The organism is Methanolapillus ohkumae (assembly GCF_032594355.1).
GTDB lineage: Archaea > Halobacteriota > Methanosarcinia > Methanosarcinales > Methanosarcinaceae > Methanolapillus > Methanolapillus ohkumae.
Genome location: NZ_CP131061.1, coordinates 850,358 through 865,292, shown reverse-complemented (window position 1 = coordinate 865,292; position 14,935 = coordinate 850,358). Strand labels below are relative to the sequence as shown.

Below are 14,935 nucleotides of genomic sequence, written 5' to 3'. Positions count from 1 at the left end.
GTTTTTACAAAGTACTGTTAAAAATTTAATGGAGACTTAAAAATGGCATCAGAAATGACACCCACCCGACGCGCTCTTGCGGCTGTTTTGGGCGGGCGTGTGGATTACGTGCCGCCGGCAAACCCGTTGGCACAAACGACGGTTGAACTTATGAAATACGCAAACGCGTCCTGGCCAAAAGCGCACTTTGACGCGCAAATGATGGCCGATTTGGCATCCGCGCCATACGATGTTTGTGGTATTGAAGCCGCGCGTCCTCAATTTGACATATCGCTGGAAGCCGAAGTGCTCGGCTGCCCGCTGGACTGGAACAAACCGGACCGTCCGCCCGTTGCGGCGCACGCGTATACCAACCCCGACGACGTCACTTGGCCCGACGACTTGGCCAACACGAAAAGAGTTCCGGTGGTGCTGGACGCGATTTCCATCCTGCGCGAAAAATACAGCGGAATGCTTCCGATTATTCCGGTCATCACCGCCCCGTTTACGGTGGCCGGACACATTGCCGGTGTTGAAAACCTGGTCCGCTGGACCCGGACCGACCCCGACAAAGCCCATGCGTTTATCGACGCCGCCACCGACTTTGTGATCGCGTACGGCAAACTTCAAGTGGAAGCCGGCGCCCACATTTTGTTCCCGGCCGACCCATCCGCATCCGGCGACTTGATCTCCGGCGAAACCTACGAAGAATTCGTGCTTCCCGCCCACAAAAGAATGGCCCGCGAAGTCAGCGCCCCGAAAATTCTGCACATGTGCGGAAACACAAGCAAGCTGCTTCCTTATGTTCGAAAAAGCGGCATGGACTGTTTCTCCTTTGATGCCGTTCCCGTGTGGTACTGCCGGCAAGTTTTGGGAAACAGCATGTCCATCCTCGGAAGTTTGGATGTCATTGATTTGATGCCAAACGGAACACCTCAGGACGTTTACAACCGGACCCGCGAATGTATCCTTCAAGGAACCGATGTCGTCGGAACGGCATGCGACGTTTCTTTTGGAACATCCCTGGAAAACCTGAAAGCTTACGTGCGCGCCTGTCGCGAAACCCCCGTCCCCAAAGCCGGTGATATAAAAGACACGATTCGCGAAATCGGTGTTGGAATCGGAAACTGGCAGGTCAAAAATAAAAAGGGCAGCAACGACTGCGGAGGTGTTTTCAAATGATCCGGCATATCGATACCGCTACAAAAGAATTGATTGAATTTAAGGAACAGAATCCGACGCAGTTCCAAGAGCTTTTGGAAGAAGGAATCAAAATCGGACGAGGGGAAGAAGTCAAATCCTGGGGCATTCCCAAGACGACCGTGGAGGAAATCCGCAAAAAATATATTCCCAAAGACAAAACCGATGCCGCTTTGACGATGGCTGTGATTGACGGAGATAAAAAAGAAGCCGCCCGCCTGACAAAAGTGCTCTTGGACGGCGGCAGAAACCCAACCGACATTGTGGTGAGTGCGCTCATGCCCGGCATTCAAGTGGTTTGTGAAGTTTACGACATGGGAGAAGCGTTCGTTCCGGAAATTCTTCTGGCGAACGATGCCATGGTTGCCGGCGTTGTTTTGTGCCAGGAAAAACTGGGCGACATTCCGTCCGCCGGCAAAGTCGCGTCCCTTGTGATTGAAGGAGACGTTCACGACATCGGAAAAAACATTGTCGCCGCTATTCTTCGGGCAAACGGCTTTGATGTGATCGATATGGGCCGGGATGTTTTGGTAGAAGATGTGGTCGAATTGGTCAAAACCCAAAAGATCGATTTGGTCACCGGAACATCGCTTATGAGCACCACCAAAGAAGGCTTGAAGGCTTTGGCCAAAAGCATTGAATTTTCCGGTGTTCCGGTCGCTTGCGGCGGAGCGGCGGTAGACGCGCACTTTGTAAGCACGTTTTCAAATGCTGTTTACGGAAAAAGTCCGCTTGATGCCGTTAACATCGCAAAGTCGGTGAAAAAAGGAAAGAAGTGGGACGAAATCCGCAAAGAGATGAAGCAATAAACGAAAAATAAAATGTCCGAGGGAAGAGATAAGAATGTCTCTTCAATCGGATTATTTTTTTATTTTTTATTATTTTAACGATGCCGCCGCGCGCGTTACAGCAACAAATTTTTAAAACTTCAACAAAAACGATGGGCGGATTTTATCCGACAATAAAGTCTTCGGAATGAAAATCGGAATAATACCGCTCATTTTCGGCGGTAAATTTTAAAACACAATAATCCGGATCGGTAACCCCTTTTGGATAATAGAGGGTATCTCCTTCCCGCCAAATCATTTCTTTACTTTGGGAATCCTCAAGAACAGAGACGGTTCCTTTAAGCATAACGCCGCGGAAAAAACGTTTGTCAAAAAAATAAAGGCAAGCCTTGGGGTTTTCTTTGTACTGGCCGACACGCAGGGAAGACGTATTGGTCGTCAAATAGAATGTTTTAATTCCATCCCGCTTTTCGGGGTGGCAGCATCGCTTTTGTATTAGGAAAACCATCCTTGTCGACGGAACTGATCAGAGAAACGGTTTGTTTGTCAATTAAATTTCCAACTGTTTTTTCCGGGTCTTTCATCATAATGGTCAGCTTTTTTCATGGAATAATTGAGGAAAAGTGAAATAAATGAGTGATGAATGAAAAAAAGAAAGTCGTTTGTTTATTTTTGAGGAGAATATTTCAAAGGCAAATCAATAAAGAAAGTCGTCCCATCACAGGAATTGCTTGTGAATCCGACTTTTCCGCCCAGATATTTTTCACCCAGCAACCGGACGCTGTAAGTTCCAAGACCGCGCATTTCTCCTTTGGTTGAAATTCTTTTCTTAAAAATGTGGGGTTTGGACTCCTCCGGAATTTCCAAATCATTTTTGACCCAAAACCGAATAAAATCCGAAGAATAAAATTCCGGCAAAGCGGACGAATCGGATGAAACCGACGAAATGGATGAAACCGACGAAATGGATGAAACCGACGAAATAGATGAAACCGACGAAATGGATGAATCATGAGACCGACCATTATTTTCGCAGGCAGCTCCTTTATTTGAAACCAGCTTCGACCCGATCAAAACCACGCCGTTTGAATTGGTCGCTTCCAGCGCGTTTTTTAATAAATTCACCAAAACCCGGGACAATAAAATTTTGTCTGTTTGGAGCAAAATGGATTCCGAATCATTGGAAATTTCCATGCATTTTTCTTTAGAAACCGCATGGTGCTCCAGCGACAAAGCGGCCGATTTGAGTAAATCCAACGTATTGACGTCATTGGAAAAGACTTTCAATTCCCCATTTTCCGCCAATATGATTTGACGGTAGGATTGAATTTCCTCAATGAGAAAATCACACAACTCCATGGAATTTTCAATATACCGGACGACTTTTTCCGGGTCGGACGTCTCGGCTAAAAGTTCCAAAAATCCTCGAAGACCGCCGGCGGAATTCAAGAGATCATGAAGAAAAATGAGCTCCTGCTAGTTTTTATACTTCCCGTCCGGAACATCAATTACGGATTCCCGAGGTTTGTTCTCAATCGTCATAAAATTACACCATGAACTGAAATACTACCCTAATACAAAGTGACATTATATAATACGTTTGTCGAATATAATTCGGAGATTCACGAATCATTAAGAAAATAATAAAAAGTTATATTGATTTACATATTAAAAATATAAATAAAGATGGAAAGATAAATAAACGAATCGGTAAATAAATAACGAATACGGCCAAGTTAAATATTAAAAAATGATTTTCAAATGGAACAAATCAAAACAAAACCATTCAATTTCAAATTGAAAAATCAAATTGGGAAAATCAAATTAAAAAAATCCAAGATTGGAAAATCAAATTAAAAAAATCCAAAGTTGGAAAATCAAATTGAAAAATCCAAAGTTGGAAAATCAAATTGAAAAAATCCAAAGTTGGAAAATCAAATTAAAAAAATCCAAAGTTGGAAAATCAAATTAAAAAAATCCAAAGTTGGAAAAATTCAAGATTGAAAAATCTTGAATTTTTGAAAAATTATTGAGGAATATTACATTCCTTCACAATTATTTTTTCATCCGGTTTTGTCGCTGACCGTTTGACCGTGACATCCACCACCGGCGCTTTGGCAAATATTTGCTTGTTCCAAGAGAGGATGTAGCCATCCGCCATGGGTGACACTTTAAACGCGGATGTTTTTAATTTTTCGCCGCAGTTGCACATCACGTCGGCCGTGAATCCTTTGAGCAGCTTGAGGTCTTTGACTTGGCACCGGCTGATTTCAAAGAAATCTTCATCCATAACATTATTCCAAAGGAACGGGTTGGTCAGATACACATGTTTTAAATTCACTTTATCCGACACCTGCGCCGCTTTGGCCGAAGCGGATGAAACAAAAGATGCCGGAGCCTCTCCTCCCGATAAGTCCGCATTTGTGACAAGCGCGGGTAATTTATCAGAAATCTTTTGAACCGGCGGTTTTTTCTTGGATTCCGGCGGCAAAATCTTAAATTCATCATCCATGGCGCCCAAAATTTCCACCGCTTTCTGATGCGCTTCTTCATAAGTCATGGCTTTTCCACCCAACGCGGATAATAAATCGGAGAGCGCGTAAAATCCGGTCAGCAATGTTTCGCCCGCGTCGGTGGACATACGAATCAGGCGTCCTTCCGAATTCATGACAGAACCTTTCTTTTTGTAAAACGGCTCGGACGCAATCACAATGTCGGCCGTATTGCAACTTGACGTGTAGCGGGATGTCTGGACAATCAACGCATCCAGATTTTTAAACGCTTCCTGAATGTGATCATTGAGGCAGATGTCCATCAAATCGGATTCCAAGCAGTAAAGCACTTTGATGTCCCCCGAATCGATTCCGGCCAAAATGTCATCAAACGATTTTTGCTTGGTGTGTTTGGACAAATAACCGGCACCGGTCGAATTCATAAATGGGCGCAAAAAAAGCATGTTGCTTTTGCCGTCTGCTTTTGCGCCGGACAATTCTACGATTTCCGCAAGCCTTTTCGGGTGCGTGTAGGGCGTTAAATCCGAAATGATAAGAGTGTCCGCATCCGGCTTAAACTCCACATCATACAAACTCATATCCGGCGTCAACATAATGTTTTTGTCCGCAATCGGAAGTTCTTTAAGCCCGAACGACACGATTTCGGCGCCTTTGTTTTTGGCGTGCACCAAACGGCGAACCAAAAGCGGATACTGAACGTACGGGTCGACAAGCAGGTAAATCTTTTTCGCATGCGCGACATCGTCATACGTCACCCCGCGGCCGGTATAAGCATGAAGCTTTCCGATGGATTTGAAAAGTCCCGTCATTCCGGTGTTGACCGGAACGCCTAATTTTTTGCCGACTTCCATGAACATTAAATGTTCTTCGTTGGTCGCGTTTCCAATCGACAGCAAACAAATATTTTCCGGCTTTGTTTTCTTTAAAATTTCCGCCGCTTTTAAAATAGCGGTTTTTTCATCGGTGTCTTCGCCACCAACGATAGAAACCGCCGGACAGTAATTTTGAACCAAATTCACGCCGAACCGGCAGAGCTTCCCTTCATTGACCGGAGACGCTTTCCGGTAATCGATATGAAGAAGCGGGGCACCACACGTGGTTCCGGTCGGAATGTCGGTGAACAGTTCCCGCATGTAAACGCCGCAGCCAAAACCACAGCCATAACAAACCGTTGCATAAACATTTTCACGGAAAACAACGTCACAGACTTTTGTCCCGTCCGTATTCCCGGAAACTCCCGTTCCGCATCCTGAATTAGAAATATGGGCAGACATTTACTGCACCTCCTCGAGTTTGATTTCAAAAAACGGCGGCGTTCGATCATCCATTCCGGTCACGTATTTTAATTCATCTTGGATCGGGTTGGCAAACTTCCGGTAAAGGCGCGCGAGCGGAATGTCGGATGGGCAAACGTCGGAACACTGGCCGCAGCCAACACAAGAATCCATCAAATGCAGGAACCGGATCATGTGGTAGAGCGAAATATCATAGCTGTCCGCCAAATTGTTAAAGGACGTGCATTTGGCTTCCGGGCCGCAGGCACAGGGCGGGCAGACAGTTTTACAAGCGCCGCAATGAATGCAGTTTTTGAGTTCCGCTTTAAACGCTTCCAATTTATCGCCGTCCAACGGCGCAAAGACTTTTTCTTTGGTTTTCGCGGACATTTTGAGCATGATGCCGTTCACTTTTCCGCGGGCTTCCGACGCCGGGTCGCTCGCGGCTTTCACTTCGGCGTAGCCGTTATCAATTGCGTTTTTCAAGAATTCGGCACCTTTTTCGGTCATGACTTCGACAAAAGTTCCTTTGCCGGCCAAATCTCCAAGAACGCCCCAGTTTCCGCACGCCAAATCCGCGTTGGTCGCGATTTTCACAATACAGTAGCGGCAATTCTCACGGCGGCCGTTGTCTTCCAGTTCCATTTCGTCAATGGACTGAGAGTGGTGCACCCCGTCTTTGGTTTCCATAATCAATTGGCCTTTTTCGATTTCTTCGGCGCAGACGTCATCCGGATTGAGTTTGTAGACTTCTTCCACGACCCGGCGAATCTTGTACGGCGGAATGGTTCCTCCGCAGTTAAGACCGATTGTGAAGACTTTGTCCAGATTTATCATATTGCGTTTGCTCTGCTCACGAATGCCACGCATGTCGCACGGTTTGACGGCAATTCCAATCCGGGCGTCATTTTCAAAGTGGCGCAAGTATTTAGTCGGATTGGAAATGAGCATGTGCATGGAGCCCGCCGATTCGTAAACGTCTTTGACGTCAGACGTAAGCACCGGTACCGCTTCAAACTGGTTGGATTTCTTTAAAACCACAACGTTAGACACCAGTCCCTTTTCCAGGGCGCCCGCAAGAACGGATGTCACAAGGCCGCCGGAGCCGCCCCGTTTTCGGACATCTTCATTTGTGGACCAGCCGATGTATTTTCCGCCGATTTTAATATCGGAACCTTTAAGTTTGTCGCCGGTTACCGAAACCGCCGGCGGCTTTGGAGCGCCTTCGGGCGGTTTTCCGGCGGGGGCACCCGCCGGAGCAGAACCTGCATGAGGAGCGCCGGGTGGTGCACCTGCGGCACCATCCGGTTTTGCGTCAATCTTTGATTTTTCAGGAGCGGTCATTTAAATCACTCCATCGCGGCGCAGCGGACTGGGTCCGAGTGCTTTTATTTTTTCCACCATTTCTCGGACAAACTCCGAGAATTGTTGTCCTTCCGATGCGGAAATCCACCGGAGCATCAAACGGTCGTCTTCAATTCCCATTTCACTCAACATCGATTTAATAAATTTGTATTTCACAAGTGTTTTGTCATTGCCATTGACATAGTGACAGTCGCCGATGTGGCAGCCTGTAATTAAAACACCGTCCGCACCTTCCAAAAACGCGGTGTAAATATGAACGGCGTCCACGCGACTCGAACACATCACCCGCACGACACGGATGTTGGTCGGCTGCTGGAACCGGGCAATTCCGGCACCGTCCGCACCGGCATAAGAACACCAGTTACAGCAAAACATAACGATTTTCGGGTCAAAATCCGGGTTCGCCGAACAGGATTTGGACAGAACTTTCGCATTTGTATCTGCCGCTGCGTTTGAAGTTGCAGTTGCAGTTGCGTTTGCGTTTGCAGTTGCGTTTGCAGTTGCGTTTGCGTTTGCAGTTGCGTTTGCGTTTGCGTTTGCAGTTGCGTTTGCAGTTGCGTTTGCAGTTGCGTTTGCAGTTGCATTTACGGTTGCTGTTGCATTTGTGTTTGCATCCGTCATTCTCAGTTCACCTCCTCTTCAAAGTAGAACACACTTTTGACCTGAGACAGCAGCTGGGTATTTTCAAAGTGCCCCTGCTCAATCGCGCCGGTCGGGCATGCCATCGTACAGCAGCCGCAGCCTTTGCACGCCGCCGGATTGATGACGGAGCGCAGCGCCTTAAAGGACAGGCCTTTTTTGGTCACGACTTGTTCTTCAAGCGTAATCGCATGGTACGGACAGACATCTCTGCACGCGCCGCAGCCGACACAGACATCAATATTGACGCGAGACACTTCCGCCGGAGATTCCAAAGAATCGCGGGACAGAATCGTACAAGCCCGGGAAGCCGCCGCTTGCGCTTGGGAAATTGTTTCCTCGCACAATTTGGGCGACTGTGCCAAACCACACACGAAAACTCCGTCCGTTCCAAAATCCACTGGCCGAAGCTTCGGGTGAACTTCAAGGAAGAAGCCGTTTTTGTCCAGCGGCACTTTCATCATGGGTCCGACCTCATGGTTTCCTTCTTCCGCAAGCGTCGCCGCGCTGAGAATGACACAGTCCGCCGCAAGCTCAAAGTCAAAGCCGGTTGTCAGGTCATGGAATTTCACGAGATTTCCGTCAACAACGGGCGGCTCATTTTCATCATACATGAGGAAATGAACGCCCATTTCACGCGCTTTCGTATAATATTCTTCGTACATGCCATAGGTGCGGATGTCACGGTACAGGATATAGATTTCAGCGTCCGGATGCTGTTCTTTGTATTGGATAGAGTTTTTCACGGAATTGGTACAGCAAATCCGGGAACAGTATGGACGTTCCTTGTTCCGGCTGCCGGCGCACTGAATAAAAACCAAATCTTTGTAATTGCCTTCGTTTTTGTCAATCATTTCTTTAAACTCAAGCTGAGTCTTGACAATCGGATTTTCCAGGTAGCCGAAAAGACCCGGCTGGCGGAGTTCATGCCCGCCGGTCGCAATCACAATCACACCGAAATCAAGTTCGGAAATGGTTGTTTTTCCACCGTCTTCCGTGATGATTTTTCCGTGGAAATTGCCGACCGCGCCGCTCACATCTTCCATGACGGAATTGTAATGAATCCGGATTTTGGGACTCGTCGTCGCGTTTTGAATCATCGGATTTAAAATCGAAGCATAGCTTTGAAGCGCCCGGATATTTCCGCCGAGTTTGTCTGTTTTCTCAATTAAATCCACTTCATAACCGTTTGCGGCCAGCTCATTGGCAACCGTCAGTCCCGCGACACCGCCGCCGAGAACGACCGCGTTGTGAACCAGGGACAGCTTTTGGCTGTACAGCGGAGTGTAAAACCTCACCTTTCCGGCAGCTTGGCGCACCAAGTCTTTGGCTTTTTGGGTGGCTTTTTCCGGATTGTCATGGTGAATCCAAGAGCAGTGTTCACGAATGTTCGCAAATTCAAAGAGCCACGGGTTAAGGCCGGCTTCCTGGCAGGTTTGCTGGAAGAGCGGCTCATGCGTTCGGGGTGTGCAAGCCGCCACAATGAAGCGGTTGAGTTTGTAATCGCGAATCATTTCCAGGATGCGGCCCTGGGTGTCGTCGGCGCAGGAGTACATTTCTTCTTTCGCGATAATCACATCGGGAAGGGCAGACGCGTATTCCACGACCGCCGGAACATCGACAACGCTGCCGATATTTGTTCCGCACCGGCAAACGATAATTCCAATGCGCAGGTCTTTATCAATCGGGTTTTCGGGCGGAATTTCCACCGCGGTTTCCAAGGTTTTTCGGGCACTGTTTAAAAGCGCGCCGGCTTTGGACGCGGCTCCGCTCGCTTGCGCGACGGATTCGGGAATGTCTTTGGGTCCTTGGGCGACACCGGCCGTAAAAATTCCAGCGCGGGACGTTTCCGTCGGGGATTCAACTTTTGTTTGGACAAAACCGTATTTGTCAAGTTCGACGCCGAGGATTTGAGCCAAATCGATCGTGGATTGAGGTGTTGCCAGACCGACGGAGAGCACAATTAAATCAAAGTCTTCTTTGACGACTTGGCTTTCCGGTCCTTCATAGCGTAAATAAAGGGTGCCGTCGTCTTTTACATCCACGCCGGACGGGCGGGAATTAATGAAACGGACGCCATATTCATCCCGGGCGCGCAAAGCAAATTCCTCATAACCTTTTCCAAATGTCCGCAAGTCGATATTAAAAATAGCGACGTCGACTTCCGGATGGTGATCTTTAATCAGGCGGGATTGTTTGACCGCATACGTGCAGCAAACGGAAGAGCAATACGCTTTATTGATTTCGGGATTGCGCGAGCCGATACATTGAACGAACGCGATTTTTTTGGGAAGCGCGCCTTTGGAGGTTTGAATGTGTCCGCCAAAAGGCCCGGACGCGTTCGTGTAGCGCTCAAATTGAAGCGCGGTGACGACATCGGGGTGGTCAAAGCGGTAGGCCTCCAAAAGTTTGGGGTCAAACGCTTTAAATCCGGTCGCCATGATGACGGCACCGACATTGATGTCAATGATTTCGTCTTGTAATTCGTAGTTGACGGCGTCTCTCTGACAGACTTTTTTACAGTTGCCACATTTTCCTTTTTGGATCATGAGACAGTTTTCCGGATCAATCGTCACGATTTTGGGAATGGCTTGGGTAAACTGGAAGTAAATGGCTTTTCTTTTGGTCAGCCCTTCTTCAAATTCATCGTCCACTTTTTTCGGACATTTGGAAATACAGTCGCCGCAGCCGACACATTTGTCCGTGTCGATGTAGCGGCTTTTTTTGTTCACGGACACTTTAAAATTGCCGACCGTTCCAGACAGTCCGACGACTTCGGAATAGGTCATCAGTTCGATGTTGGGGTGACGGCTGGCTTCCACCAATTTGGGAGACAGAATACAAGCGGAACAGTCCAGGGTCGGGAATGTTTTATCCAATTGTGCCATGATGCCGCCGATGGAGGGTTTGGACTCGATCAAATAGACACGGTAGCCGCTGTTGGCCAAGTCGAGCGCTGACTGAACGCCCGCAATTCCGCCGCCGATCACCGCGACGGCGCCGACACTGCTGCCGGCCGCATTTGTTGTTGCAGAACTCATTACTCCACCTTCTTTTTTTGTGAAAGCGCCAATATTTTTTCTTCAAAAGCCGGGTTGCAGGTCATGTTCATCGGAATGCCGAGTTCTTGCGGGGTGTGCCCAAACGCGAGCCCGAGAAGTTGTGCGTAGTGAAGAACCGGAATTTTATAGTTTTTGCCGGTGGATTTATTCAATTGAACCTGTCCGGAATCGAATTGCAAGTGGCAAAATGGACACGCGTCTACGATGCAATCATATTCTTCGCGCTGCAAGATGTCGAGTTTCTTTTCCGTCATTTTAAGCGTGGTGTCTAAGAATGCGGACCGTGCGCCGCCGCCTGCGCCGCAACACAATAATTTGTCTTCGTAATCGACGCTTTTGGCGCCGGTGGCGTTCACCAAATCATCAAAAAAGCGCGGGTTTTCAGAACTTCCGAGTCCTTCCTTTTCTTTGGACGGGCGGATGAGGTGGCAGCCGTAGTGGACGGCGACTTTGATGCCGTCGAGGGGAACCGTCACTTTAGAACGAATGGCATCGACACCGACGTCTTTTGCCAAATATTCCATAATGTGGCGGACATTAATGTTTCCTTGATATTGCATGCCGATTTCAGATAATTTCGCATTGACTTCTTTTTTGTGATCCGGATCATGTTTTAAGGTGTGGTTGGCTTCTCCAAGAGACCCGAAACACCCGTTGCAGACCGTTAAGAGGTCCATGCCCATTTGTTCGGACAAGACAATGTTGCGGCTGGCGAGGGACAACCAAGTGGTTTTGTCAAAGGACTTAAAAACACCGGGAGCCGGGCAGCACGATGCGCCTTTGAGCTCCAAAAGATTAACACCGAGTTCCTTCATCACCCTGCGGGAGGCCAGCTCGATTCCGGGATACCGGTTTGGAGCGACACAGCCGAGGAACAAGGAAAGGCTTTGCGCCTCTTTTGTTTTTCCTGATTCTGTTGTGGTAGACATAATTTGCATAAACTCCCAAAAATCCAATCAAAATCCGCCTGAAAGCGTTTACGGTTTTGATTTTGTTTTTCATTCAATTATAATTGTGAAATAATTGTGAAATAATCATGAAATAGATACATGATATTTTTCATATCTATGACGTTTTTGGATCATCATTTTTTGGCGACCAATGTATCAAATCCGCAGGCTTTGACCAATTTTTTGACTTGTTCAAAGGCTTCCGGATACATGTGAACCGTCGGGGGAACTTCGGAAAGCCCGAGTTCTTTGCGTTTGGCTTTATTGGCATCGTTGATGGGAACCGCATGCCCGGTATTGACAACAAAATTCGCTACATCTTTGTGCGGCTCAAGCATGATTCCTTCATGAACCGCAAGAGTCCGCAGGCGTAAGAGTGTGTCGACATTAAGAACGCCTTCAGGACATCTTTCCTGGCATTTGTAGCAAGTGGTGCAGTACCAAAGATACGGGTCGTTTAAAATCCGGTTTTTCAGTCCGAGCCCGGCCATTCGCATGTACCGTTTGATATCGAAATTGGATTCAATATCTTTCATCGGACATCCGGTGGAGCAGCCGTTGCAATTGAAACAAAGAAGAACTTTTTCCGTTCCTTTGTCTTTTTTAAGTTCGCTGAAAAATGTTTTGTCTATTTCAGACGCTTGAATCGAATCTTTCATGAAACATCCCTCTCCAATCGTTTCAAAAATCAAAAAAAGAAAAACGGGACCGGACAAATCCGGAACCGGATATCAATTTTTGAGACGACTGATTGATAATTAATAAAATAACAATAACAAACAGTAATATTTACCGTTTTTCATATCGGAGAACAATTAAAACATTAAGAGTTCAACAAAAATTTAAAGAAAAGTCCGGCTTCAAAAAAACGCAAACTGTTGACACTTTCCTGAAAACAAATCGGACACATATTATATAATGATAAATTATGAACATACACAAAACCATGAAATCCTATATAAATTCTGCCATTGTCAAAGAAGGTTTACAATAGAAGAGGACATATGCTTTTAAATATAATTTTCAGATGAAAATAAATGTTAACAATTCAGAAATGAAAATCTGAAAAATGAGATTTAAAAGTGTGAATCTCAAATCCGGGTAAATAAAAAGTAAAAAAGTAAAAAGTAAAAACAAAATAAATAAAATAAAAATAAAAAAAGCAAATAAAATCAGATATAAAAAATAAAAGACGGGGTTTCAATTTTTAGAGTTGTTTTTTAGAAAAATGAGGCTATAACGCGCGTGGCGACACCTGAATAAACAAAACTAAAAAATCAAAAAACTAAAAATCAAAAAACTAAAAATCAAACAAAAAAATTGAAAATAGTGAAAAAATGACGGATATTAAATAAAAAATGATTTAGATACAAAAAAATTAAGAAGAAGACCCGGCAACTGCCGGGTCCTTTTCTTCTTCCTCATCTTTTCCGTCGAACAAATCATCCACCATTTTTTGAGCCGGCGGTTTTGTCATCAGGCTGACGACGATTGCCACAATAATGGAAAGCGGGGTCGCAATTAAAATCGGATCAACATAAGCCCATGTACCCGAAAGAAGAGTCGGGACACCGAACAAATCTTGGCAGATTCCAATCGGAACGGCTTCGGCCGCGTGGACGAAAACATACCAAAAGACACTCACGAAAAATCCAACCGAGAAACTGGCGTAAGCTCCGATTTTTGTCATTCTCGGCCAGAAAAGGGCGCCGGCATACATCGGAAGAAAAGCGGCGGTACACATTCCCATAAAAATGGCGGTTGCGCGGGCGATGATGCTTCCCGGAAGTTCAAAAGCCAAAATAACGGCTATAATAATCGTAATCACAATCCCGATTCGTGTGTAGAGGATAGTGTGAGCGGATTTTCCCCGAAGAATACCATTTCGAATAAGATCGTAGCCAACGGCCGTCCCCATGGTGTGGAATTGGGATCCTGCGGTCGACATGGCGGCGGACAGCAAACTGAGCATGAAAATAAGGACAAATATTTCCGGCATGGCGCTGTTGATATAAACCGGAATAATGGCGTCAATATTTCCGCCCACGGCATCTAATGCGATTTTTCCGGTGGTGTTGTAGAAAAATACATTTGAAAGAGGTCCGACAATGTAGGCAACACCAGCCATCATAAAAATGAAAGGACCGCCGGCCAAAACTGCTCTTTTTAATGTTTTTGTATTTTTCACCATCATGAAACGAACCGCTAATTGCGGCTGCGCGATAATTCCGATACCGACCCCAAGAGTCAGAGAGGAAATGATGGTCCACCAAAGCTGTGACCCGAAAGCCGGCATGGCGGTCCATCCCTGATGTCCGATCGCTGCCAATTTTTCCGGAACGAGCGGGGCTAAATTGCTCAGAGCGGTATGGGCTTCGACAACGCCGCCCAGATGGACATACGTCAAAACGAGAAGGAAAAACATTCCGATGAACATGATTCCGCCCTGGAAGGCATCGGTGTACATGACGGAAATCATGCCGCCGACAATCACATAAACCGCGACAATCACGGTGAAGATGAGAAGAGCGGTTGTGTAATTCACCCCGAGTGTGGTTTCGATGAAACGAGCGGAACCGATGAGAACACTGGCCGCGTAAAGCGGCATGGTGGCGGCGATAAATAATCCGATCCAGGATTGAAGCCCGCGGGACTCAAACCGTTTTCCGATAAATTCCGGAAATGTTGACGCGTGAAGGGCTTTTCCCATTTTTCGCATTTTGGGACCGAAAACCAAGAAAGCGATAATAATGCCGACGAGAATGTTTAAAAACGCGAGCCAAAGCAAACTCATGCCGTACGCGGCTGCAACACCGCCAAATCCGATGATGGCGGATGTGCTGATGAAAGTCGCGCCGTAGGAAACCGCCATGACCAAAGAGTTGGTTTTTCGGCCGGCAATCATGTAATCGGATGCGTTTTTGGTTTGTTTAAATCCGTACCAAGCAAGGCCAAGTGTGACCGCCAAATAAAGACAGATCAGGATTAATAAAGCCGGCAAATTGACGCCGGATGTCTGGAACAGATCAGGCGGAATAATATCATTAACGGACGAAGCCGAAAGCGTTGTGAAAGCGGAGGAGTCAAACATAATAAGTTCCTGTCATTGTTAAAGTTTTTATGGTTTTTAGGATGATAAAGGATATTTTGTGATAAATCGGAATG

General features: G+C 46.6%; 12 protein-coding genes. 2 read left to right on the top strand and 10 right to left on the bottom strand.

The genetic code is table 11. The annotated features are described in order from the left end of the window. Positions 1 to 42 precede the first annotated feature (42 nt). Together MsAm2_RS03590 and MsAm2_RS03585 are read left to right on the top strand one after the other, a co-directional pair. Positions 43 to 1,161, top strand: coding sequence for an MtaA/CmuA family methyltransferase (locus tag MsAm2_RS03590; RefSeq protein WP_338098430.1), 1,119 nt, complete (start codon positions 43 to 45; stop codon positions 1,159 to 1,161). Then, entirely contained in the window at positions 1,158 to 1,988 is an 831-nt protein-coding gene (locus tag MsAm2_RS03585; RefSeq protein WP_338098429.1) for a cobalamin-dependent protein, read from the top strand. The genes MsAm2_RS03590 and MsAm2_RS03585 overlap by 4 nt, the downstream gene beginning before the upstream one ends. A gap of 142 nt (positions 1,989 to 2,130) precedes the next feature. On the opposite strand, the gene MsAm2_RS03580 is transcribed toward MsAm2_RS03585, so the two are convergent. The 10 genes from MsAm2_RS03580 to MsAm2_RS03535 form a co-directional block, all read right to left on the bottom strand. Beyond that, positions 2,131 to 2,475, bottom strand: a complete 345-nt coding sequence (locus MsAm2_RS03580; protein WP_338098428.1) for a pyridoxamine 5'-phosphate oxidase family protein — start codon at positions 2,473 to 2,475, stop codon at positions 2,131 to 2,133. Then, complete coding sequence (locus tag MsAm2_RS03575; protein ID WP_338098426.1) at positions 2,420 to 2,554, bottom strand: hypothetical protein; 135 nt, start codon at positions 2,552 to 2,554, stop codon at positions 2,420 to 2,422. Before MsAm2_RS03575 ends, MsAm2_RS03580 begins: the two co-directional genes overlap by 56 nt. A 79-nt stretch (positions 2,555 to 2,633) precedes the next feature. Next, positions 2,634 to 3,416, bottom strand: coding sequence for a sensor histidine kinase (locus MsAm2_RS03570; protein ID WP_338098425.1), 783 nt, complete (start codon positions 3,414 to 3,416; stop codon positions 2,634 to 2,636). Positions 3,417 to 3,993: 577 nt separating this feature from the next. After that, complete coding sequence (locus MsAm2_RS03565; RefSeq protein ID WP_338098424.1) at positions 3,994 to 5,754, bottom strand: molybdopterin-dependent oxidoreductase; 1,761 nt, start codon at positions 5,752 to 5,754, stop codon at positions 3,994 to 3,996. Beyond that, positions 5,755 to 7,098: a Coenzyme F420 hydrogenase/dehydrogenase, beta subunit C-terminal domain gene (locus tag MsAm2_RS03560; protein ID WP_338098423.1), complete on the bottom strand. Its 1,344-nt coding sequence runs from the start codon at positions 7,096 to 7,098 to the stop codon at positions 5,755 to 5,757. After that, positions 7,099 to 7,740 (bottom strand): hydrogenase iron-sulfur subunit, encoded by a 642-nt coding sequence (locus MsAm2_RS08370; protein WP_476738675.1) that lies wholly within the window; start codon positions 7,738 to 7,740, stop codon positions 7,099 to 7,101. Positions 7,741 to 7,742: 2 nt separating this feature from the next. Continuing rightward, a complete protein-coding gene (locus tag MsAm2_RS03550; protein WP_338098422.1) occupies positions 7,743 to 10,799 on the bottom strand; it encodes an FAD-dependent oxidoreductase in 3,057 nt (1,018 codons plus the stop codon). After that, entirely contained in the window at positions 10,799 to 11,749 is a 951-nt protein-coding gene (gene hdrB / locus MsAm2_RS03545; protein ID WP_338098421.1) for a CoB--CoM heterodisulfide reductase subunit B, read from the bottom strand. The genes MsAm2_RS03550 and hdrB overlap by 1 nt, the downstream gene beginning before the upstream one ends. Positions 11,750 to 11,904: 155 nt before the next feature. Beyond that, positions 11,905 to 12,429 (bottom strand): CoB--CoM heterodisulfide reductase subunit C, encoded by a 525-nt coding sequence (gene hdrC, locus MsAm2_RS03540; protein ID WP_338098420.1) that lies wholly within the window; start codon positions 12,427 to 12,429, stop codon positions 11,905 to 11,907. A 719-nt stretch (positions 12,430 to 13,148) separates the two neighbouring features. Then, the gene (locus MsAm2_RS03535) at positions 13,149 to 14,861 is read right to left on the bottom strand and encodes a sodium:solute symporter family protein (protein ID WP_338098419.1); all 1,713 of its coding nucleotides are present in this window, start codon (positions 14,859 to 14,861) and stop codon (positions 13,149 to 13,151) included. Positions 14,862 to 14,935 lie beyond the last annotated feature (74 nt).

Bases quoted from the DNA above. Each gene is read 5' to 3' on its own strand.
- MsAm2_RS03590 (WP_338098430.1), top strand. From the start codon at position 43: ATGGCATCAGAAATGACACCCACCCGACGCGCTCTTGCGGCTGTTTTG.
- MsAm2_RS03550 (WP_338098422.1), bottom strand. From the start codon at position 10,799: ATGAGTTCTGCAACAACAAATGCGGCCGGCAGCAGTGTCGGCGCCGTC.
- MsAm2_RS03580 (WP_338098428.1), bottom strand. From the start codon at position 2,475: ATGGTTTTCCTAATACAAAAGCGATGCTGCCACCCCGAAAAGCGGGAT.
- MsAm2_RS03535 (WP_338098419.1), bottom strand. From the start codon at position 14,861: ATGTTTGACTCCTCCGCTTTCACAACGCTTTCGGCTTCGTCCGTTAAT.
- MsAm2_RS03575 (WP_338098426.1), bottom strand. From the start codon at position 2,554: ATGATGAAAGACCCGGAAAAAACAGTTGGAAATTTAATTGACAAACAA.
- hdrC (WP_338098420.1), bottom strand. From the start codon at position 12,429: ATGAAAGATTCGATTCAAGCGTCTGAAATAGACAAAACATTTTTCAGC.
- MsAm2_RS03585 (WP_338098429.1), top strand. From the start codon at position 1,158: ATGATCCGGCATATCGATACCGCTACAAAAGAATTGATTGAATTTAAG.
- MsAm2_RS03560 (WP_338098423.1), bottom strand. From the start codon at position 7,098: ATGACCGCTCCTGAAAAATCAAAGATTGACGCAAAACCGGATGGTGCC.
- hdrB (WP_338098421.1), bottom strand. From the start codon at position 11,749: ATGTCTACCACAACAGAATCAGGAAAAACAAAAGAGGCGCAAAGCCTT.
- MsAm2_RS08370 (WP_476738675.1), bottom strand. From the start codon at position 7,740: ATGACGGATGCAAACACAAATGCAACAGCAACCGTAAATGCAACTGCA.
- MsAm2_RS03565 (WP_338098424.1), bottom strand. From the start codon at position 5,754: ATGTCTGCCCATATTTCTAATTCAGGATGCGGAACGGGAGTTTCCGGG.